Genomic DNA, 20,119 nt, shown 5'->3' on the forward strand with positions numbered 1-20,119 from the left:
ACGTGTGACCGACTTTCCCATTTCACTGACCTCGCCCAAACAAGCCTGTGCGGGCTGCCAGCAAAGTGAGCCGCTGGGCTTTGAGTTCGCCTTTGCGTATCAGCCTATCGTGGACCTGCGTAACCAGTCGATCTTTGCCCATGAAGCCTTGGTGCGCGGCGTGAATGGTGAGGGCGCGATGTCGGTGCTGGATCAGGTCAACGACAGCAATCGCTACCGTTTCGACCAGCAATGCCGCACCCGCGCGATCGCCACCGCTTCGACACTCAACATGCAGACGCACCTTTCAATCAACTTCATGCCCAATGCGGTCTATCGACCAGAACTGTGCATCCGCAGCACCCTGGAGGCGGCCCGCGCGCATAATTTTCCGTTGGATCGGCTGATTTTCGAGACCCTGGAAAGCGAGCATGTAGATAACTATCGCCATTTGACGAATATTCTGCGTGAATACCGCGAATTCGGCTTCAAGACCGCCATCGACGATTTCGGGGCGGGCTATTCGGGGCTGAATCTGCTGGCCGATTTCCAACCTGACCTGATCAAACTCGACATGGCGCTGATCCGCGATGTCGACCGTGATCGTGTCCGTCAGGTGATCGTCCGGGGGATTGTCACAATCTGTGAGCAGTTGGGCGTTACTGTCATCGCCGAGGGCATCGAAAGTGCCGGCGAGCGGGACTTTCTCGCCGACTGTGGAATATTTCTGATGCAGGGCTACTGGTTCGCCAAGCCTGCATTCAAAGCCCTGGCCGAGGTATCACCCGCCGCTTGGGCGAATTAATTGCCGGTTATTCATATTGAAGACATTTGACCATTTGACCGTTGTGGGTCTGCGTGAGTGGGTGGCACTTCCCGACTTGGGAGTGGCAGGCCTGCGCGCCAAGATCGACACCGGCGCCAGTACCTCAAGCCTGCATGCCACCGAGATCGAGCCATTTGAGCGCGACGGTGCAAAGTGGGTGCGCTTCACCGCGCACCTGGGCAGCGTGGTGCAACTGCGTCACCGGCGCTGCGAAGCACCGCTGGTGGCGATGAAAACCATTAAAAGCTCCAACGGCCAGGCCCAGGTGCGGTATGTGATCAGCACCACCCTGGCCCTGGGCGATCGGGTATGGCGGGTGGAATTCACCCTCGCCTGCCGCAAGGCCATGCGTTACCGCCTGTTGCTGGGCTCCAAGGCCCTGATTGACGGCCAACTGGTGGTCAGTCCCGGCGTCAAATACGTTCAAGACAAGCCGGTGTTCCCGGTCTCTACTACCTCTGCCACAGGTGCTGCATGAAGATCGCTGTGCTGTCGCGTAACCCGCGTCTGTATTCCACCCGTCGCCTGGTCGAGGCCGGCACCGAACGTGGCCATGAGATGGTGGTGATCGATACGTTGCGCGCCTATATGAACATTGCCAGTCATAAGCCGCAGATCCACTACCGGGGCAAACCGCTGGAAGGCTTCGATGCGGTGATCCCGCGTATCGGTGCTTCGGTGACGTTCTATGGCTGCGCGGTACTGCGCCAGTTTGAAATGATGGGGGTGTCTCCCCTCAATGAATCGGTGGCTATCGCCCGTTCGCGGGACAAGCTGCGCTCGCTGCAGTTGCTGTCGCGCCGTGGCATTGGCTTGCCGGTCACCGGCTTTGCGCACTCCCCGGATGACATTCCCGACCTGATCGAGATGGTCAACGGCGCGCCGCTGGTGATCAAGGTGCTGGAAGGCACCCAGGGCATCGGCGTGGTGCTGTGTGAAACCGCGACTGCGGCCGAGTCGGTGATCGAGGCGTTCATGGGCCTCAAGCAGAACATCATGGTGCAGGAGTACATCAAGGAAGCCGGCGGTGCGGATATCCGCTGCTTCGTGGTGGGCGACAAGGTGATTGCCGCGATGAAGCGCCAGGCCAAGCCGGGTGAGTTTCGGTCCAACCTGCACCGTGGCGGCAGTGCCAGCCTGATCAAGATCACCCCGGAAGAACGCATGACCGCACTGCGGGCAGCCAAGGTCATGGGGTTGAGCGTGGCGGGTGTGGATATATTGCGCTCCAACCACGGGCCGCTGGTGATGGAGGTGAACTCGTCACCGGGCCTGGAAGGAATTGAGACCACCACCGGCAAGGATGTGGCGGGGATCATCATTCAGCATCTGGAGAAGAGTGGTGGGCCGAATATGACGCGCACCAAAGGCAAGGGCTGAATACACCCGACCTATAAAGCACCGCAAAACCAGTGTGGGAGCGGGCTTGCTCGCGAAGGCGGTGGATCAGTCGACATTTCTATGGACTGACCCACCGCCTTCGCGAGCAAGCCCGCTCCCACATTTAGACCGCGTCCCTGGGCAACATCAGCCCCAACGGCAAGCGCACTCGCGCTTCCAGGCCGCCATCCGGCCGGTTGCGCAATTCGACATTGCCGCCATGCATCGAAGCAATCCGCCGCACAATCGCCAGCCCCAGGCCCGTGCCTTTGCCACCCCGGGCACGGTCGCCGCGGGTGAACGGGTTGAAGATACCTTCCAGTTCCGCCGGATCGATGCCGGCCCCACGGTCCATGACACTCAGAACCACGTAAGGCGCACTGGTATCCCCGGAAACGTAGGCTGCTACTTCCACATCGGAACCGGCGTGATGCAGCGCGTTACCAATCAGGTTATTCAGCAGGCGCTTCATCGAAACCCGACGCAACGCGAACGGCTGGATCGGCTCCAGGCGCATGCGCACCTGCTCGCCATTCTGGTTGTAAGGCGCAACCACCTCGCGAACCAGGTCCGTCAGGTCGACCTCTTCCACCACCTCGTCCCGGCCATCGCGGATAAACGCCAGGAACTGGTCGAGAATCGCGTCCATGTCCTCGATGTCTCGAACCATGTCGTCGGTAAGGTCGGTGTGGTTACCCATCAGTTCCAGGGAAAGCCGCAGACGCGTCAGCGGCGTGCGCAGGTCATGGGACACCCCCGCCAGCATCAGCTCGCGCTCGCGCCCCGCCTGTTCGACATCCTCGGCCATCTGGTTGAACGCGCTGTACACCTCGGTCATTTCACTCGGCGTATCGCTGATGGGCAGGCGCACACTGCGGCCCTGGCCCAGCTGGCGTGCGGCAAACACCAGGCGCTTGAGCGGCTGGTTGAGCTGGCGCACGAAAATCCAGGCAGACGCGGTGGAAAGTAAGCCAATCGCCAGGAACCAGCCCAGCACGTTCCAGATCTTCTGCCCCCGCAACGGATGCGGATACAGCGGCACTTTCAGCCAGTCCTCCCCCAGGCTCGGCGCTCGCACCCACAGCGCCGGCGACACATGCATGCGCAACCGCACCTCGGTGTCTTCACCCAGTTCGGCCTGCATCTGGCGCTGGTAGATTTCGCTGTAGGGCCAATGTTGCTCGCCCTCGGGCACGCCCGCGCCCGCGACCCGGACCAGGGTAGCGGCCTTGGCGATCTTCTCGCGGTTCTCGGGGTCTGCGGCCCAATAGGCGCGCAAGGTCAGCGCGACACCGTGGCTGTACTGCCGGTCCACCAGCACGTCTTCGTTCATCAACAGATAAACCAGTGTCAGGGCCTTGGAAAACAGTACGACGATGAGCACCAGCCAAAGGGTGCGTGAGAAGAAACTCTGCGGGAACCACAACGGGGTTTTCATAAAAGACAGCTGAACACCTTGCAGGAGCGAGCCAAGCTCGCAGAATTGCAAACGCCGGGCAACCGGCTGACTCTTATCGAGTCATCACCGGCACGCCCGCCTCTGCAAATCATCGGTCACTTGGTTGCAGTGCCATCCGGCACAAACACGTAACCCACACCCCACACCGTCTGGATATAACGCGGCTTGGATGGATCGGGCTCGATCATCCGGCGCAGACGGGAGATCTGTACGTCGATGGAGCGCTCGAGGGCGTCCCACTCACGGCCACGGGCCAGGTTCATCAGCTTGTCGCGGGTCAGCGGCTGGCGAGCGTTCATCACCAGTGCCTTGAGCACGGCGAATTCGCCGGTGGTCAGCATGTGCACTTCATCGCCACGCTTGAGCTCACGGGTGGCCAGCGACAACTCGTAGTCGCCGAAGGTCACGCTTTCGTCTTCGCTGCCTGGAGCGCCCGGTACCGGGGCGGCCTGGCGACGCAGTACGGCCTTGACCCGTGCCATCAGCTCGTCCGGGTTGAACGGCTTGGCCAGGTAATCGTCGGCGCCCAGTTCCAGGCCCTTGATGCGGCTCAGCTCATCGCCCTTGGCGGTCAGCATGATGATCGGGATCTGATTGTTGGCGCCGCGCAGGCGTTTGCAGGCGGTCAGGCCGTCTTCGCCGGGCAGCATCAGGTCCAGCACCACCAGGTTGAAGACTTCACGTCCCAACAGGCGGTCCATCTGTTCGGTGTTTGGCACCGCGCGGGCACGGTAGCCCTTGGAGTTGAAGAAACGCTCCAGCAGGCTGCTCAGCCCCGGATCGTCATCAACGATGAGAATTTTTTCGCCTTCAGCAGTTTGTGCAGTGCTGCTCATTAGATGCTCCTCTTATCTCGGCGCGCATTATGGCGTAGCTGCCGTTATACGCACCGTGTGCATTGTTAGCAGATTTTTCCTCTACCGCCAGCGAACCCGCGCCCTACAACCTTGGCGGCAATCCCCCCAAGGGCAGAACGCTGGTTATAATGCGGCGCCTTTGTGCAGGGCAACGTCAGTTCGTTACCGTTTACTGCCAGGGGATTTTTTTCACCCGCTTGTAGTGATTTTTTCGATTTCGAGGGTCAATAGGCTGCCTCTTGACCCAGGCAGCGGCGCCAGACGGGCCGCTCAACCAGCCTCGCGAGCCTTGTTTTCCGGGCCTGCGAGCCTGCTTTCAGAATTTCAGGTGGTTTTATGGACAGCATCAACAGCCGCATCGCCGAGGAACTCGGCGTACGCCCACAACAGGTCGAAGCGGCCGTCGCTCTACTGGATGAAGGCTCCACAGTGCCCTTCATCGCCCGTTACCGTAAAGAAGTCACCGGCAGCCTCGATGATATCCAGTTGCGGCATCTGGAAGAGCGCCTGCGCTACCTGCGAGAACTCGACGAACGGCGTATCAGCATCCTCGCCAGCATCGAAGAGCAAGGCAAGCTGACCCCGCAGCTGGAACGCGACATCAAGCTCGCCGACACCAAGACCCGCCTCGAAGACTTGTACCTGCCGTACAAGCAGAAGCGCCGCACCAAGGGCCAGATCGCCCTGGAAGCCGGCCTCGGCGAGCTGGCCGACGGTCTGTTCAACGACCCGTCCCTGGCCCCGGAAACCGAAGCTGCACGCTTTGTCGATGCCGAAAAAGGCGTGGCCGACGTCAAGGCCGCCCTCGAAGGCGCCAAGTACATCCTCATGGAGCGCTTCGCCGAAGACGCCAACCTGCTGGAAAAACTGCGCAACTACCTGAAGCAGGAAGCCACCCTCAGTGCCCGCGTAATCGCCGGCAAGGAAGAGGAAGGCGCCAAGTTCCGCGATTACTTCGAACACGACGAGCCGCTGAAAAGCATGCCGTCCCACCGTGCACTGGCGATTTTCCGCGGCCGCAACGAAGGCATCCTGAGCTCCGCGCTGAAAGTCGGCGACGAGCTGCCAGGCACCATGCACCCGTGCGAAGGCATGATCGGTCAACAGTTCGGCATCCAGAATCAGAATCGTCCTGCGGACAAGTGGCTCAGTGAAGTCGTGCGCTGGACCTGGAAGGTCAAGCTCTACACCCACCTGGAAACCGACCTGCTGGGCGAGTTGCGCGACGGCGCCGAAACCGAAGCCATCAGCGTATTCGCCCACAACCTGCACGACCTGCTGCTGGCCGCACCCGCCGGCCCACGCGCGACCCTGGGCCTCGACCCGGGCCTGCGCACCGGCTGCAAGGTTGCCGTGGTCGACGCCACCGGCAAGCTGCTGGATCACGCCACGGTTTACCCCCACGTGCCGCACAACAAGTGGGACCAGACCATCGCCATCCTGGCCGCCCTGTGCGCCAAGCACTCGGTGGACCTGATTGCCATCGGCAACGGCACCGCCAGCCGTGAAACCGACAAGCTGGCCGCCGAGCTGATCAAAAAATACCCAGGCATGCAGATGACCAAGGTGATGGTCTCCGAGGCCGGCGCTTCGGTGTACTCCGCGTCTGAACTGGCTTCCAAGGAATTCCCGGACCTCGACGTGTCGATCCGTGGCGCAGTGTCCATCGCTCGCCGCCTGCAGGACCCACTGGCCGAGCTGGTGAAGATCGATCCGAAATCCATCGGCGTCGGCCAGTACCAGCACGACGTGTCGCAGCTGAAACTGGCTCGCGGCCTGGACGCCGTGGTTGAAGACTGCGTGAACGCCGTGGGCGTGGACGTAAACACCGCTTCGGTTGCGCTGCTGGCCCGCATCTCCGGCCTCAACGCCACCCTGGCGCAGAACATCGTGACCCACCGCGACGAAAACGGTGCGTTCAAGACCCGTGCAGCGCTGAAAAAAGTCGCACGCCTTGGCGAAAAAACCTTCGAACAAGCCGCCGGCTTCCTGCGCGTCATGAACGGTGACAACCCGCTGGATTCCTCGGCTGTCCACCCGGAAGCCTACCCGCTGGTACAACGCATTGCCGCTGAAACCGACCGCGACATCCGCTCGCTGATCGGCGACGCCGCGTTCCTCAAGCGCCTCGACCCGAAGAAGTACACCGACGAAACCTTCGGCGTGCCGACCATCACCGACATCCTGCAAGAGCTGGAAAAACCTGGCCGCGACCCGCGTCCCGAGTTCAAGACCGCCGAATTCCAGGAAGGCGTCGAAGACCTCAAGGACCTGCAACTGGGGATGATCCTCGAAGGCGTGGTGACCAACGTGACCAACTTCGGCGCGTTTGTGGATATCGGCGTGCATCAGGACGGTTTGGTGCACATCTCTGCGCTTTCGGAGAAGTTCATCAAGGACCCGCGTGAAGCGGTGAAAGCCGGTGATGTGGTTAAGGTCAAGGTCATGGAAGTCGACATCCCGCGCAAACGCGTCGGCCTGTCGATGCGCATGAGCGACACCCCGGGCGAGAAAATCGACGGTGCCCGCGGCGCACGCCCGGGCTCGGCGCCACGCCAGTCCCAAGGCGCTGCCCCCCGCAAGGAAACCGCTGCGCCAGCCCCGGCCAACAACGCCATGGCTTCGCTGTTCGCCAACGCCAAACAACTGAAGAAACGTTAATGGAACTGCCAGCCGGCTTGACCCACAGCGCTTTCAGCGAACTCATTGGCTGCCGCCTGCAGCGCCTGGAAACCGGTGTTGCCGAGGTGGCCTTGAGCCTGGAACCGCAGTTGCGCAACCGCGCTGGCAAGCTCCATGGCGGGGCGATCTTCAGCCTGGTGGACATTGCCATGGGGCTGGCGTGTTCCAGCTCCCATGGTTTCGACCAGCAGAGCGCGACCATCGAATGCAAGATCAACTACATCCGCGCCGTTTCCGACGGCGATGTGCTGTGCACCGCCCGAGTGATTCACCCGGGTCGGCGCACGCTGGTGGTCGAGGCGGACGTGTACCAGGACGAAAAACTGGTCGCAAAAGCACAAGGCACCTTCGCTGTCCTATAGCTCCCTGTCATCGATTTGAGTTAATTTCGGCGCTTCGAAAGTTGCGCCGAACTTTTCCTCGTGCGCGATAGCCAGATTCAGGGACGAGGGCGGCTCTTTCAGAGTGGGTCAATCCGGCTCAAAAACCAGGCGATAACGCCAGTTTCCACTTCACCCTTGTAGACCGTCCTGACCACCCCCATATTGGGGCGACTGACGCGTGAAGGAATCCAACTTGAGCGAACTTCTCAACCGCCGCCTGGCCCTGCTCGGCAAGCACGAACACCTCTCTTTGCTCGAGCAATGCCTGCACGGCATCGAGCGCGAATGCCTGCGCGTCACCGGTGAAGGCCGACTGGCACAAACGCCGCATCCCGAGGCCCTGGGCGCTGCACTGACCCACGAACAGATCACCACCGACTATTCCGAGTCGCTGCTTGAATTCATCACGCCGGCGTTGCCCAACCCGGCCGATACCCTGAGCAGCCTCGACAAGATCCACCGTTTTGCCTACAGCAAGCTCGGCAGCGAGTACCTGTGGAGTCCATCGATGCCGTGCCCGTTGCCGGCCGAGGAAGATATTCCGATTGCCTACTACGGCACCTCCAACATCGGACAGCTCAAGTACGTGTATCGCAAGGGCCTGGCCCTGCGGTACGGCAAGACCATGCAGTGCATCGCCGGGATCCACTACAACTTTTCCCTGCCGGAAGACCTCTGGCCGTTGCTCAAGGAAGCCGAAGGCTTTGTGGGCACCGACCGGGATTACCAGTCCACGGCCTATATCGCGCTGATCCGTAACTTCCGCCGCTACAGCTGGCTGCTGATGTACCTGTTCGGCGCCTCGCCGGCCCTGGACGCGGGTTTCCTGCGCGGTCGTTCGCACCAGCTCGAAGTGCTGGACGCCGACACCCTGTACCTGCCGTACGCCACCAGCCTGCGCATGAGCGACCTGGGTTACCAGAGCAACGCCCAGGCCGGCCTGACGCCGTGCTACAACGACCTGGCGAGCTACACCGACAGCCTGCGCGAAGCTGTGGCAACGCCCTACGCACCGTACGTCGAAGTCGGTACCCATAAGGACGGTGAGTGGGTTCAGCTCAACACCAACATCCTGCAGATCGAAAACGAGTACTACTCCAACATCCGGCCCAAGCGCGTGACCTACACCGGCGAACGGCCGATCCAGGCGCTGATGGCCCGTGGCATCCAGTACATCGAAGTGCGTTGCCTGGACATCAACCCGTTCCTGCCGATGGGCATCGACTTGCAAGAGTCGCGCTTCCTCGATGCGTTCCTGCTGTATTGCGCGCTGAATGACAGCCCGCTGTTCGCCGACAATGAGTGCGGCAACGCCACCTCCAACTTCCTCAGCGTGGTCAAGGAAGGCCGCCGTCCGGGCCTGCAATTGCAGCGCCGTGGCGAATCGGTGGACATGAAGGAATGGGCGGCAGAGCTGCTGGAGCAGATTGCTCCGCTGGCGGCGATGCTGGACCAGAGCCAGGGCATCAATGAACACAGCCAGGCGCTGGACGCGCAGCTGGCGAAGGTCAAGGATTCGTCCCTGACCCCGTCGGCCCAGGTGCTGGCGGCGATGAGCGAGCGTAAAGAGAGCTTTGCGCAGTTCTCGCTGCATCAGAGCCAGGTGCATGCGGAGTACTTCCGCAGCGAGCCGTTGAAGGCAGAGGAACAGGCACGTTTTGAGGAGCTGGCGCGCAGTTCGCTGGCGCAGCAGGCGGAGCTTGAGCAGAACGAAGTGGGTGATTTTGACGTGTTTGTCGGGTCGTACCAGGCGAGCATCCTCGCCATCAGCAACTAAAAGCCTGACACAGACCCCTGTGGGAGCGGGCTTGCTCGCGAAAGCGTTGTATCAGTCGATGTATTCGGTGACTGATTCACCGCTTTCGCGAGCAAGCCCGCTCCCACATTTGGCCTACGCGCCTTCTAGCCTAGTGCTCGAGTTTCTCCTCATAAGCTAATTCGAAAATGTTATTTATTTTCGGATTCTTAGATCATTTAGTCTTCTCACACGCCGACCTCCGGCCGCCTGATGAGGACTTCCCCCTTGAAACTGCACTTCCCCCTTCGCCTCTTGGCGGCGTTGTCCCTGGCCGGTGCCAGCCTGTTTGCCCAGGCCGCCGACGTGACCATCGCTTACCAGACCACCGTTGACCCGGCGAAAGTCGCTCAGGCCGACGGCGCGTACGAAAAAGCCACCAACGCCAAGATCGACTGGCGCAAATTCGACAACGGTGCCGACATCATCGCCGCCATCGCTTCCGGTGACGTGCAGATCGGCTACCTCGGTTCCAGCCCGCTGACCGCTGCCGTGACCCGAAAGGTCCCGGTGGAAACCTTCCTGATCGCCACCCAGATCGGCGGGGCCGAGGCCCTGGTGGCCCGCAACGGTTCCGGGATCAACAGCCCGCAGGACCTGATCGGCAAGAAAGTCGCCGTGCCATTCGTTTCCACCGGCCACTACAGCCTGCTGGCCGCGTTGAAGCACTGGAACATCGACCCGTCCAAAGTGACCATCCTCAACCTCGCCCCGCCGGCCATCATCGCCGCCTGGAAACGTGGTGATATCGACGCCACCTACGTGTGGGACCCAGCGCTTGGCGTGGCCAAGGAAAACGGCAAGGTGCTGATCACCTCCGGCGAACTGGCCAAGTTCGGCGCACCGACTTTCGATGCCTGGATCGTGCGTAAGGATTTCGCCGAGAAGCACCCGGAAATCGTCACGGCTTTTGCCAAGGTCACCCTGGATGCCTACGCCGCTTACCGCAAAGACCCACAAGCCTGGCTGGCTGACAAAGGCAACGTAGACAAACTGGTGAAGCTCTCCGGGGCCAAGGCCAGCGACATTCCGCTGCTGCTGCAAGGCAACGTCTACCCGCTGGCGGCTGACCAGGTCACCCTGCTCGGCGCACCGACCACCAAGGCTGTCACCGATACCGCCGCGTTCCTCAAGGAACAAGGCAAGGTCGACGCCGTACTGCCGGACTACGCCCCGTACGTCAGCCCGAAGTTCATCACTAACTGATACCAGGAGTTAACCGCGATGGCCTTGCTACAACTGGAGCGCATCAGCGCACAGTACCCAGGCAGCCCGGAGCCAGTACTGGCAGATATTTCCCTGAGCCTTGGGCCCCAGCAATTGCTGGTGGCCCTCGGCCCTTCCGGCAGTGGCAAGACTTCGCTGTTGAACCTGATTGCCGGCTTTGTCGAACCCAGCGCCGGGCGCATCACCCTTGACGGTGTGCCGGTAAAGGGGCCGAGCGCCGAACGCGGCGTGGTGTTCCAGGACGACGCCCTGCTGCCCTGGCAGGACGTGCTGGCCAACGTCGGCTTCGGCCTGGAGTTGGCAGGCGTGCCCAAGGACCAGCGGGAAATCCGCGCCCGGGAAATGCTCGCCCTGGTGGACCTCGCCGGTTTCGACAGCCGTCGTATCTGGCAACTCTCCGGTGGCCAGAAGCAACGTGTCGGCCTGGCCCGTGCATTGGCTGCCGACCCCCGCGTACTGCTGATGGACGAACCCTTCGGCGCCCTTGATGCCTTCACCCGCGAACAGATGCAGGAGCTGTTGCTGCAAGTCTGGCGGCGCACGGCCAAACCGGTATTCCTGATTACCCACGACATCGAAGAAGCGGTGTTCCTCGCCACGGATTTGATTCTGCTGGCGCCCAACCCCGGCCAGATCGTCGAGCGCCTGAGCCTGGACTTCGGCCAGCGCTACGCCGCCGGTGAGTCGGCACGCGCGATCAAGTCCGACCCGCGCTTTATCGAAACCCGCGAACACGTGCTGGGCAAGGTGTTCTCCCAACGGCAGGTGTCCGCATGAGCAGTTACGAATTACCGGCCACGGCCACCAAGCCGGCGAGCAAACCCGTCGTGCCCGTACGCCGCAGCCTGAGCACCCGCTGGATCAGCGTGCTGACCCTGGTGACCCTGGTTGCCATCTGGTGGGCCGTGACCGCCAGCGGGCTGATCGAGCCGCTGTTCCTGCCACCGCCTTCGGCCGTGCTGCAAAAAGGCTGGCTGCTGGCGACCACCGGCTACATGGATTCCACCCTGTGGCAGCACCTGGGCGCGAGCCTCAAGCGCATCGGCCTGGGCCTCGGCTTTGCCGTGCTGACCGCCGTGCCGGTGGGGATTGCCATCGGTTCCAACCGCATCGCCCGGGGCATTCTCGACCCGCTGATCGAGTTCTACCGGCCGATTCCACCACTGGCCTACCTGCCGCTGATCGTGATCTGGTGCGGCATCGGCGAGCTGTCCAAAGTACTGCTGATCTACCTGGCGATTTTCGCGCCGATTGCCATCGCGACCGCCACCGGCGTACGTACCGTCGACCCGGCCAAACTGCGCGCTGCGCAGTCGTTGGGCGCTACCCGGGCACAACTGATTCGCCATGTGATCCTGCCGAGCGCCCTGCCCGACATCCTCACCGGCGTGCGGATTGGCCTGGGCGTGGGTTGGTCGACCCTGGTAGCCGCAGAATTGATCGCGGCCACCAGCGGCCTGGGCTTCATGGTGCAGTCCGCCGCGCAATTCCTGGTCACCGACGTAGTGGTGCTGGGGATTCTGGTGATCGCGCTGATCGCCTTCGCCATGGAAATGGGCTTGCGTGCCCTGCAGCGCAAATTGGTGCCGTGGCATGGCCAGGCACACTGAAAAATTTTCGACGAGAATCCCATGAGCAGCCTGACCGTAACACCTCTCAGCACCGCCCTTGGCGCCCAGATCAGTGGCGTCGACATCACCCAACCGTTGAAGATTGAAGACCGCGACGCCATCGAACAGGCGCTGCTCAAGCATTCGGTGCTGTTCTTCCGTAACCAGCCAATCAACCCGCAGCAACAGGCGCGGTTCGCGGCGAATTTCGGCGACCTGCACATTCACCCGATCTACCCCAACGTGCCGGAGCAGCCTGAAGTGCTGATCCTCGACACCGCCGTGACCGACGTGCGCGACAACGCCATCTGGCACACCGACGTGACCTTCCTGCCCACCCCGGCCCTCGGTGCGGTACTGAGCGCCAAGCTGCTGCCGGAGTTTGGTGGCGATACGTTGTGGGCCAGCGGGATTGCCGCGTATGAGGCGCTGTCCGAGCCGTTCAAGAAACTGTTGGACGGTTTGACGGCAACCCATGACTTCACCCGCTCCTTCCCGCTGGAGCGTTATGGCAACACGCCGGAAGATTTGGCGCGCTGGGAAGAAGCCCGGCGCAAGAACCCGCCGCTGTCTCACCCGGTGATTCGTACGCACCCGGTGAGCGGGCGTAAGTCGCTGTTCGTCAGCGAGGGGTTCACCAGCAAGATCAACGAACTGGAGCCGGCGGAAAGCGACGTGGTGTTGAAGCTGCTGTTTGCCCATGCAACACGGCCGGAATTCACCATTCGCTGGCGTTGGCAGGAAAATGACGTGGCGTTCTGGGATAACCGCGTGACCCAGCATTACGCGGTGGATGATTACCGGCCGCAGCGGCGGGTGATGCATCGGGCGACGATTCTTGGAGATGTGCCGTTCTAGCAGGCACACCACAAATCAAATGTGGGAGCGGGCTTGCTCGCGAAAGCGGTGAATCAGTCGACATATCCAGTGACTGACACTCCGCTTTCGCGAGCAAGCCCGCTCCCACATTGGGTAGAGGTTGATGCCGGAATCGGGCTCTACCGCTTATTCAGCCGTAGACGGCTTCTCCCACAGGTTAATCCCGCCTTCCTGGGCAAACCGATCAATCTCCGCCAGTTCCTGCGCGCTGAAGCTCAGGTTCTGCAACGCACCGACGTTTTCAATGATCTGCTCCGGCCGGCTCGCGCCGATCAGGGCGCTGGTGACCCGTGGATCACGCAACGTCCACGCCAACGCCATCTGCGCCAGGCTCTGGCCACGGCGCTTGGCAATTTCATTCAGCGCGCGGGCGTGGGCGATGTTGGCCTCGGACAAGTGCTTGGCCTGCAACGAACCACCCCCCGGACGATTGACCCGCGCATCCGCCGGTACGCCGTTGAGGTATTTGTCGGTCAGCAGGCCCTGGGCCAATGGCGTGAACGCGATCACCCCGGCACCGAGTTCTTCGGTGACGTCCAGCAGGTCTTTTTCCACCCAGCGGTTGAGCAGGTTGTAGGCCGGCTGGTGGATCAGCAGCGGGACTTTCCACTCCTGGAGCAGCGCCGCAATTTCCCGGGTTTTCACGCCGGAGTAGGACGAGATCCCGATGTACAACGCCTTGCCCTGTTGCACGGCGGTGGCCAGTGCGCTGGCGGTTTCTTCCAGCGGGGTGTCGGCATCAAAACGGTGGGAGTAGAAGATGTCCACATAGTCGACGCCCAGGCGTTGCAGGCTCTGGTCGAGGCTCGCCAGCACGTACTTGCGCGAACCGCCGCCCTGGCCATAAGGGCCTGGCCACATGTCCCAGCCCGCCTTGCTGGAGATGATCAGTTCGTCGCGGTAATGCTTGAAGTCTTCCCGCAGCAAACGACCGAAGTTGATCTCGGCGCTGCCGTATGGAGGGCCGTAGTTGTTGGCCAGGTCGAAGTGGTTGATACCCAGGTCGAACGCGGTGCGCAGCAAGGCGCGCTGGGTGTCGATCGGGGTGCTGTCGCCAAAGTTGTGCCACAGCCCCAGGGACAGTGCCGGCAGCACCAGTCCGCTGCGACCTACGCGGCGGTAAGGAATAGATTCATAGCGGTTTTCGGCAGCAATGTAAGTCATCGAATCCTCTCTTGGACTTGGGGCAAATAAGGCCCGGGAATAAGCATATTCCCGGGCCTTTTAAGCAGCTGAATCGCTTAAGTCTGCCTATCCCTTTTACAGCAAAGTCCTACCAGAGTGGAACGACGTAGCTTACATAGAAGCGGTTTTCATCTTGCACCGTGGCACCGGTGATATCCGGGCTGGCGTGGGCATTTCGCCAGGTTACGCCGAGGCCTTTGAGGGTGCCGGTGGGCACCTGGTAAGCCACGGTGACGTTACGTTCCCATTCACTGGTAGTGCCTTGGGTGGTGCGGATGTCATCGCCGTGTGCGTAGGACGTGGCGAAGGTCAGGCCGTTAAGGCCGAGTTTGCCGAAGTCATATTTGTACTGCGCCAGCCAGGTGCGCTCGCCGGCATGCTGGAACTTGTTCAGTTGCATGTTGGTGAGTGCCGGGGTGTCGGCGCCCGAGCCCGGGCCCTGGTTGCTGGCACCGCTGTTCAGGCCGGAATCCAGGTACGGGAAGTCGCTGTCGCCGCTGTTTTTCTGGATGCCCAGGCCGACGGTATGGCCGTCCAGGCTGTAGCTTTCCAGCAGGCTGACGGTGGACTGGTTGATGCGGCCCTTGGAGGTGCCATCGCCGTAGAGACCCGCAGCGGAATAGTCTTTGTCGCCCGCGGCGTTTTCACCCACACCCAGGCTGCGGTACAGGCGCACGTCGGTGTCGATCGCGCCGACAGGCAAGGCGTCATGGCGCTTGGCACCGAGGAAGAACTGCTGGTAGTAATCCTCAAGGTTGGAGTACCACAGGCTGACGGTGGTGTCCGGCAAACCTTTGTAGTCCGCACCGCCGTAGAGGAAGCGATCGCTCTCTTTGGTGCCGCCGGCGGTGATCATGCCCTGGTCGCCGGTTTCGTTGCGGATCTTGGTCTTGAGGATGTCACCGGCGGTAAAGGTGAAGTCGGTCAAGTCCTTGGAAACCAACTGCACGCCGGTGTTGGTCTGCTGGTACAGGCGGCCGTCGGTGTTGGCCAGCACCGGGTTGTTGCCGTACAGCGTACCGACGCGCAATTCATCCTGGGCGAAGCGCATCTTGAAGGTCGGGCTGAGCACGCCGAACTGGTCGGCCGACTTGCCGTTATCCAGCGGGAACATGCTGCCGGGGTAGCGGCCCTGGTGATCCTTGTCATTGAGGTCGCCGCCGGAGTCCAGTTTCAAACCGTAGAACGCCTGCAGGTCCAGGCCAAAGCCCACCGGCCCATCGGTGTAGCCGGACTTGAAGTTGAACTCAAAACCCTGGCCCCAATCGCGGATGCTGTGGGCCTTGTTATTGCTGTTCACCACATCCCGCCCCTGCTGGTTGAGGTAGCGGTTGAGCAGGGTCACGTCGGCGTGGCTGTCATCGATAAAATCGGCGTGGGCGGACAGCATAAAGCTCGCCATGGCGGCACCCACCATGGGGCTTAATAACGTCTTCATTGGTACCGGTCTCCGTCACTGTTCTGAAATGAAAGCGTCAAACGCTTCACACAATTAGGCGATGGCCATGTGACAGTTCGGAGTCAAAACACCCTTTACCCGGATGAAATTAAATTTAAGAAACCCAGTAAAGACGCGGGTTAGCGGGCAGTGGCGAAGATTTCGGCGAGCCAATCGACGAACACTCGCACCCTCGGCGACATGTGTCGGTTTTGCGGGTAGAGCACCGAAACCGGCATGGGCGGCGGTGGTGTATCAATGAGGATTTCCTGCATCACGCCCTGGTTGATCAGCTCGGCGATGCGGTAGTGCGGGCACTGGATAATGCCCAGTCCGGCGACTGCGCTGGCGGCATAAATCTCTGCGCCGAACACCGACAGCGCCCCCTCGATCGTCACTTCCTGCACCTGACCGTCGACCATGAACTCGAAGGGGAACAGCTTCGCGGTGGTGCGTGAAACATAGTTCACCGCACGGTGCTCGCCCAGGTCGGCGAGGCGCTTCGGCTCGCCGTATTTGCGCAGGTAGGCCGGGCTCGCGCAGGTCACCTGGCGCAGCGTCGCAACCCGGCGACCGATCAATGCCGAATCCCCCAGGGTGCCCGCCCGCAGCACACAATCCACGCCTTCGGCGATCAGGTCGACGAAGCGGTCCGCCTCGCTGATGGACAGCTCGATTTCCGGGTAGCGCGCCATGAATTGCGGCAGCGCCGGGATCACGAAGTACTTGGCCAGGGTGCCGTGCAAATCCACCCGCAGGCGGCCCTTGGGGGCCACCGAACGGAAGGCCAGTTCCGCCTCTTCCAGCTCCGCCAGCAGTTGCACACAGCGCAGGTAGTAGGCCTCGCCATCCAGCGTGGGGCGGACGCGGCGGGTGCTGCGTTCCAGCAGGCGCGTGCCGAGCCAGGCCTCGAACTGGTTGAGGGTGTGGGTCAGGGTGGCGCGCGGCAGGTTCAGGTCATCGGCCGCCAGCGTGAAGCTGCTGCGTTCGTAAATCCTCACGAACACTTTCATCGCTTTGACCTGGTCCACGGCGCGTCTCCATTGTTGGCGATTCTTGAACAGTCAAGGCAACTCTGGCGCATTTATCGGCCTGGGTAAACATGTGAATCTGCCTCCACACCCAACCACTGCCCCAAGGAAACCCGATCATGACTACCCAAGTTGCTATCGTTACCGGCGCCTCACGCGGCATCGGCGCCGTGGTTGCCAGACAACTGGCTGCCGACGGTTATGCCGTCGCCATCAACTACGCCAACAGCGCCACCGAAGCGTCAAGGCTGGTAGTGGAGTTGCGCCAGGCCGGCCACCAAGCCATAGCGATCCAGGGCGACGTGGCCAGCGCCGCCGACGTCAAGCGCCTGTTCGACGAGACCGAAGCCCAGCTGGGCAAGGTTGATGTGCTGATCAACAACGCCGGGATCCTCAAGGTGCTGCCGCTGGCCCAACACAGCGATGAGCTCTACAACCAGAACTTCGACATCCATACCCGCGGCACCTTCAACGCCCTGCGTGAAGCCGCCACCCGCCTGAACGACGGCGGGCGCATCGTCAATTTCTCCAGCAGCACCGTCGGCCTCAACTTCCCCGGTTATGCGGTGTACATCGCCAGCAAGGCGGCGGTGGAATCCCTGACCCAGGTGTTCGCCAAGGAAATGCGCGGCCGGCGCATCACCGTCAACGCCGTTGCCCCGGGGCCGGTGGCGACCGAACTGTTCCTGCATGGCAAAAGCGAAGAGCAGATCCAGGGCCTGGCCAAGATGGCACCGCTGGAACGCCTGGGCCAACCGGAAGATATCGCCCGCGTGGTGGCGTTCCTGGTGAGCCCGGCCGGTGGTTGGATGAACGGGCAAATCCTGCGGGCCAATGGTGGTTTGGTCTGAAGGCCACGCAGCACTCACTCTACGACGCACTAATATTGTGGCGAGGGAGCTTGCTCCCGCTGGAGTGCGCAGCGCTCCCATCTTTTTTGGGGCCGCTGCGCAGCCCAGCGGGAGCAAGCTCCCTCGCCACAGGTTTGGTGTTCACGGAAAATCAGCGGGTATCAGGAGACTTCAGATATGCACACCGCCCTCGTCATCACCGCCGGCCTGATCCTCCTCGCGCTGATGCTGTTCATCGGCCAAAAGCTGGGCGTCAGCCGGCACATTCTGGCCTACAGCTTTGTCGGGATCTGGCTGGTGGTGTCGGTGGTGAACGGCGCGGTAGGTGTGGTCACTGCCGGCCAACCCCTGGTCTCGGAGCTGGTGATCGGCAGCGGGGTATTCGGTGCGCCGTTGGTGGCACTGGCCCTGTTTATCAGGGCCTGAGCCTTAACGAACCAGGTGCAGGAACTGCATGTGCCGTTCGTACTGGTCGAGGATGTCGTTGATGATCTGCTCCTTGGTGTAGCCCACCAGGTCGTAGTCCTGACTGCCCTCGCTCAAGTGCACTTCCGCCCGGTAGTAGCGGCGGTTGTTGAGCTGCTTGGAACCCATGCCGCCCCGTGCGAATGACGGGGTGAAATAGCCGCGCATCTGCACCTGATACACAAACGGGTGCTGCTCGCCGTGGCCGATCTCCAGGCTGACGCTGTCATTGGCCGGGTCAGGCTGGGTGACGACGTTGAGGCCTTTTTCGACAAACACCGCCGTCACTTCTTCGATGGCCGGGCGCACTGTGGTCTCGAGGAAACGGTACACCTCATCCCGTGACGGGAAATGCACCGCCTGGCTCAGGCGCTGACGCCAACCGCCCGTGCCCTTGCGTGAGCCCGATACCGGCGCGAGGGAATGCATCTGCGCAATCTGCTTCTGCGACTCAAGGTAGAACGCCTTGTGCAGCCCCCACATCATCAGCAGCAGGATCATCGAGAACGGTAGCGAGGTCAGGACCACGGCCGACTTGAGCGAGTCGATGCTGCCGGCAAACAGCAGCGCGCTGGTCACCAACGCGGTCATCGCGCCCCAGAACACCCGCAGCCACTTCGGCCCGTCTTCATCGGCGTTGCCGCCTTTGGCCGACAAGGTCGAGAGCACCACCGTGCCGGAGTCGGCCGAGGTGACGAAGAACACGAAGCTGATAAACACCGTGACCGCGATAACGGTCTTGCTCCACGGGTAGGTTTCCAGCAGCAGGTAGAGGCTCATCGACGGGTCATCAATGGCCGACTGTCCCAGCGCCGTAAGGCCGTGGTTGAGCACCTGGTCGATGGCGCTGTTGCCGAAGATCGACATCCACGCCAGGGTGAAGCCCAGCGGGATCAACAGCACGCCGAACACAAATTCACGGATGGTACGACCGCGGGAAATGCGCGCGATAAACAGGCCTACGAACGGCGACCATGCGATCCACCAGGCCCAATAAAACACGGTCCAGCCGCCCAGCCAGTCGCTCGGTTTGTCGTAGGCGTAGAGGTCGAAACTCTTGGTCGGCAAGGCGCCGAGGTAGTCGCCGATGTTCTGGATCAGGGTGTTGAGCAAGTGCTGGGTAGGGCCGGCGAACAACACGAACAGCAGCAGCGCACAGGCCAGCAGCATGTTGATGTCGGACATCACCCGCACGCCCTTGTCGACGCCGGAGACCGCCACCAGGATCGCCGCGCCCATCATCAAGGTGATGAGGCCGACCTGGATCCACTGGGTGTGGGCCACGCCGAACAGGTAATCGAGCCCTGAGTTGAGGTGCAACACGCCAAAGCCCATGTCGGCGCCGAGGCCGAACACCGTGGCGATGATGCCGAAGCCGTCCACCGCATAACCGATGGGGCCGTTGATGCGCTTGCCGATCAGCGGATATAGCGCCGAGCGCAACGCCAGCGGCAGGTTATGCCGGTAGGCGAAGTACGCCAGGGCCATGCCGACGAAGGCGAACACGCCCCAGCCATGCAGGCCCCAGTGCAGAAACAGGATCTGCATGGCCTGGCGCGCCGCGTCACCGTTCAGGGCCTCGCCCTGGGGCGGTTGCACCAGGTGAGTCAGGGGTTCGGACACGCAGAAGAAAAACAGCGTGATGCTGATCCCGGCGGCGAACAGCATGCCGGCCCAGGACAGGTAACTGAATTCGGGCTCGTCGTGGTCGGCACCGAGTTTGATCTTGCCGTAGCCCGATAACGCGGTGACCACCACGAAGACCAGATACAGGGTCATCGCCAGCATGTAGTACCAGCCGACCGTGTTGGCCGCCCAGTTTTGTGCGGCCAGCAGCCAGGCGCCGGCTTGTTCGGGAATCGCGATGACGGTCAGGCCGAACAGCAGGATGAAGCTCGCGGCGAAGTAAAACACCGGCGGGTTCATGCGGACCAGACCGCTGGAAGGTGTGGACGATGCACTCATGTAGGGCGCACCTCAAGGGTATGGGATGTGGCTGTAAAAAACGGACTCAGCAAAGGTAAGCCTCCTGTTGTGAGCGGGCAGCGAACCACCGATTTAACTTGAACGAA

Annotated in this window: 18 protein-coding genes; 12 read left to right on the forward strand and 6 right to left on the reverse strand. The window is 61.8% G+C overall.

What is annotated here, in order from left to right; genetic code table 11:
- Positions 1-4 precede the first annotated feature (4 nt).
- Genes ACIOMR_RS14260 through rimK form a run of 3 tightly spaced genes read left to right on the forward strand, consistent with a single transcriptional unit; the run spans position 5 to position 2,185 of the window.
- Complete coding sequence (locus ACIOMR_RS14260; protein WP_134325546.1) at positions 5-784, forward strand: EAL domain-containing protein; 780 nt, start codon at positions 5-7, stop codon at positions 782-784.
- A gap of 34 nt (positions 785-818) precedes the next feature.
- Complete coding sequence (locus tag ACIOMR_RS14265) at positions 819-1,283, forward strand: ATP-dependent zinc protease (protein WP_371132397.1); 465 nt, start codon at positions 819-821, stop codon at positions 1,281-1,283.
- Entirely contained in the window at positions 1,280-2,185 is a 906-nt protein-coding gene (gene rimK / locus ACIOMR_RS14270; protein WP_003213178.1) for a 30S ribosomal protein S6--L-glutamate ligase, read from the forward strand. Before ACIOMR_RS14265 ends, rimK begins: the two co-directional genes overlap by 4 nt.
- Before the next feature lie 124 nt (positions 2,186-2,309).
- Here the strand turns inward: rimK and ACIOMR_RS14275 are convergent, their stop codons facing one another.
- Positions 2,310-3,623, reverse strand: a complete 1,314-nt coding sequence (locus tag ACIOMR_RS14275; protein WP_003213176.1) for an ATP-binding protein — start codon at positions 3,621-3,623, stop codon at positions 2,310-2,312.
- 116 nt (positions 3,624-3,739) lie between these two features.
- On the reverse strand, positions 3,740-4,480 hold the full coding sequence (gene ompR / locus ACIOMR_RS14280; protein WP_003213175.1) for a two-component system response regulator OmpR: 741 nt from the start codon (positions 4,478-4,480) through the stop codon (positions 3,740-3,742).
- A gap of 357 nt (positions 4,481-4,837) precedes the next feature.
- On the opposite strand from ompR, the gene ACIOMR_RS14285 reads away from it, so the two are divergent.
- The 7 genes from ACIOMR_RS14285 to tauD all read left to right on the forward strand — a co-directional run bounded on the left by ACIOMR_RS14285 (position 4,838) and on the right by tauD (position 13,056).
- Positions 4,838-7,162, forward strand: coding sequence for a Tex family protein (locus ACIOMR_RS14285; RefSeq protein ID WP_102367889.1), 2,325 nt, complete (start codon positions 4,838-4,840; stop codon positions 7,160-7,162).
- Complete coding sequence (locus ACIOMR_RS14290; protein WP_401194781.1) at positions 7,162-7,545, forward strand: PaaI family thioesterase; 384 nt, start codon at positions 7,162-7,164, stop codon at positions 7,543-7,545. Before ACIOMR_RS14285 ends, ACIOMR_RS14290 begins: the two co-directional genes overlap by 1 nt.
- A gap of 214 nt (positions 7,546-7,759) precedes the next feature.
- Positions 7,760-9,343 carry a glutamate--cysteine ligase gene (gene gshA / locus ACIOMR_RS14295; RefSeq protein WP_008435798.1) on the forward strand — a complete coding sequence of 528 codons (1,584 nt, stop codon included), beginning with the start codon at positions 7,760-7,762 and terminating at the stop codon, positions 9,341-9,343.
- Positions 9,344-9,589: 246 nt separating this feature from the next.
- Positions 9,590-10,567, forward strand: a complete 978-nt coding sequence (tauA, locus tag ACIOMR_RS14300) for a taurine ABC transporter substrate-binding protein (RefSeq protein ID WP_003213167.1) — start codon at positions 9,590-9,592, stop codon at positions 10,565-10,567.
- An 18-nt stretch (positions 10,568-10,585) separates the two neighbouring features.
- On the forward strand, positions 10,586-11,365 hold the full coding sequence (tauB, locus tag ACIOMR_RS14305) for a taurine ABC transporter ATP-binding subunit (protein WP_023659332.1): 780 nt from the start codon (positions 10,586-10,588) through the stop codon (positions 11,363-11,365).
- Positions 11,362-12,198: a taurine ABC transporter permease TauC gene (gene tauC / locus ACIOMR_RS14310; RefSeq protein WP_003213163.1), complete on the forward strand. Its 837-nt coding sequence runs from the start codon at positions 11,362-11,364 to the stop codon at positions 12,196-12,198. Before tauB ends, tauC begins: the two co-directional genes overlap by 4 nt.
- A 21-nt stretch (positions 12,199-12,219) precedes the next feature.
- Positions 12,220-13,056: a taurine dioxygenase gene (tauD, locus tag ACIOMR_RS14315; protein ID WP_177081397.1), complete on the forward strand. Its 837-nt coding sequence runs from the start codon at positions 12,220-12,222 to the stop codon at positions 13,054-13,056.
- A gap of 147 nt (positions 13,057-13,203) precedes the next feature.
- Here the strand turns inward: tauD and mgrA are convergent, their stop codons facing one another.
- From mgrA to ACIOMR_RS14330, 3 genes are all read right to left on the reverse strand, one after another.
- The gene (gene mgrA, locus ACIOMR_RS14320; protein WP_003211877.1) at positions 13,204-14,241 is read right to left on the reverse strand and encodes an L-glyceraldehyde 3-phosphate reductase; all 1,038 of its coding nucleotides are present in this window, start codon (positions 14,239-14,241) and stop codon (positions 13,204-13,206) included.
- 109 nt (positions 14,242-14,350) lie between these two features.
- Complete coding sequence (locus ACIOMR_RS14325) at positions 14,351-15,679, reverse strand: OprD family outer membrane porin (RefSeq protein WP_080673292.1); 1,329 nt, start codon at positions 15,677-15,679, stop codon at positions 14,351-14,353.
- A 161-nt stretch (positions 15,680-15,840) separates the two neighbouring features.
- Positions 15,841-16,731, reverse strand: coding sequence for a LysR family transcriptional regulator (locus ACIOMR_RS14330; protein ID WP_008435806.1), 891 nt, complete (start codon positions 16,729-16,731; stop codon positions 15,841-15,843).
- Positions 16,732-16,850: 119 nt separating this feature from the next.
- On the opposite strand from ACIOMR_RS14330, the gene ACIOMR_RS14335 reads away from it, so the two are divergent.
- Together ACIOMR_RS14335 and ACIOMR_RS14340 are read left to right on the forward strand one after the other, a co-directional pair.
- Entirely contained in the window at positions 16,851-17,582 is a 732-nt protein-coding gene (locus ACIOMR_RS14335; RefSeq protein WP_401194788.1) for an SDR family oxidoreductase, read from the forward strand.
- Positions 17,583-17,759: 177 nt separating this feature from the next.
- Positions 17,760-18,008 (forward strand): hypothetical protein, encoded by a 249-nt coding sequence (locus ACIOMR_RS14340; protein WP_003211868.1) that lies wholly within the window; start codon positions 17,760-17,762, stop codon positions 18,006-18,008.
- Between the two features lie 3 nt (positions 18,009-18,011).
- Here ACIOMR_RS14340 and betT read toward each other — a convergent pair whose 3' ends face one another.
- Positions 18,012-19,973, reverse strand: coding sequence for a choline transporter BetT (betT, locus tag ACIOMR_RS14345; protein WP_003211865.1), 1,962 nt, complete (start codon positions 19,971-19,973; stop codon positions 18,012-18,014).
- Positions 19,974-20,119 lie beyond the last annotated feature (146 nt).

The organism is Pseudomonas sp. NPDC087814 (genome assembly GCF_044742865.1).
Taxonomy (GTDB): Bacteria; Pseudomonadota; Gammaproteobacteria; order Pseudomonadales; family Pseudomonadaceae; genus Aquipseudomonas.

Bases quoted from the DNA above. Each gene is read 5' to 3' on its own strand.
- ACIOMR_RS14340 (WP_003211868.1), top strand. From the start codon at position 17,760: ATGCACACCGCCCTCGTCATCACCGCCGGCCTGATCCTCCTCGCGCTG.
- tauD (WP_177081397.1), top strand. From the start codon at position 12,220: ATGAGCAGCCTGACCGTAACACCTCTCAGCACCGCCCTTGGCGCCCAG.
- betT (WP_003211865.1), bottom strand. From the start codon at position 19,973: ATGAACCCGCCGGTGTTTTACTTCGCCGCGAGCTTCATCCTGCTGTTC.
- tauC (WP_003213163.1), top strand. From the start codon at position 11,362: ATGAGCAGTTACGAATTACCGGCCACGGCCACCAAGCCGGCGAGCAAA.
- ACIOMR_RS14290 (WP_401194781.1), top strand. From the start codon at position 7,162: ATGGAACTGCCAGCCGGCTTGACCCACAGCGCTTTCAGCGAACTCATT.
- ACIOMR_RS14335 (WP_401194788.1), top strand. From the start codon at position 16,851: ATGACTACCCAAGTTGCTATCGTTACCGGCGCCTCACGCGGCATCGGC.
- mgrA (WP_003211877.1), bottom strand. From the start codon at position 14,241: ATGACTTACATTGCTGCCGAAAACCGCTATGAATCTATTCCTTACCGC.
- ompR (WP_003213175.1), bottom strand. From the start codon at position 4,480: ATGAGCAGCACTGCACAAACTGCTGAAGGCGAAAAAATTCTCATCGTT.
- ACIOMR_RS14275 (WP_003213176.1), bottom strand. From the start codon at position 3,623: ATGAAAACCCCGTTGTGGTTCCCGCAGAGTTTCTTCTCACGCACCCTT.
- ACIOMR_RS14285 (WP_102367889.1), top strand. From the start codon at position 4,838: ATGGACAGCATCAACAGCCGCATCGCCGAGGAACTCGGCGTACGCCCA.
- ACIOMR_RS14325 (WP_080673292.1), bottom strand. From the start codon at position 15,679: ATGGTGGGTGCCGCCATGGCGAGCTTTATGCTGTCCGCCCACGCCGAT.
- tauB (WP_023659332.1), top strand. From the start codon at position 10,586: ATGGCCTTGCTACAACTGGAGCGCATCAGCGCACAGTACCCAGGCAGC.
- rimK (WP_003213178.1), top strand. From the start codon at position 1,280: ATGAAGATCGCTGTGCTGTCGCGTAACCCGCGTCTGTATTCCACCCGT.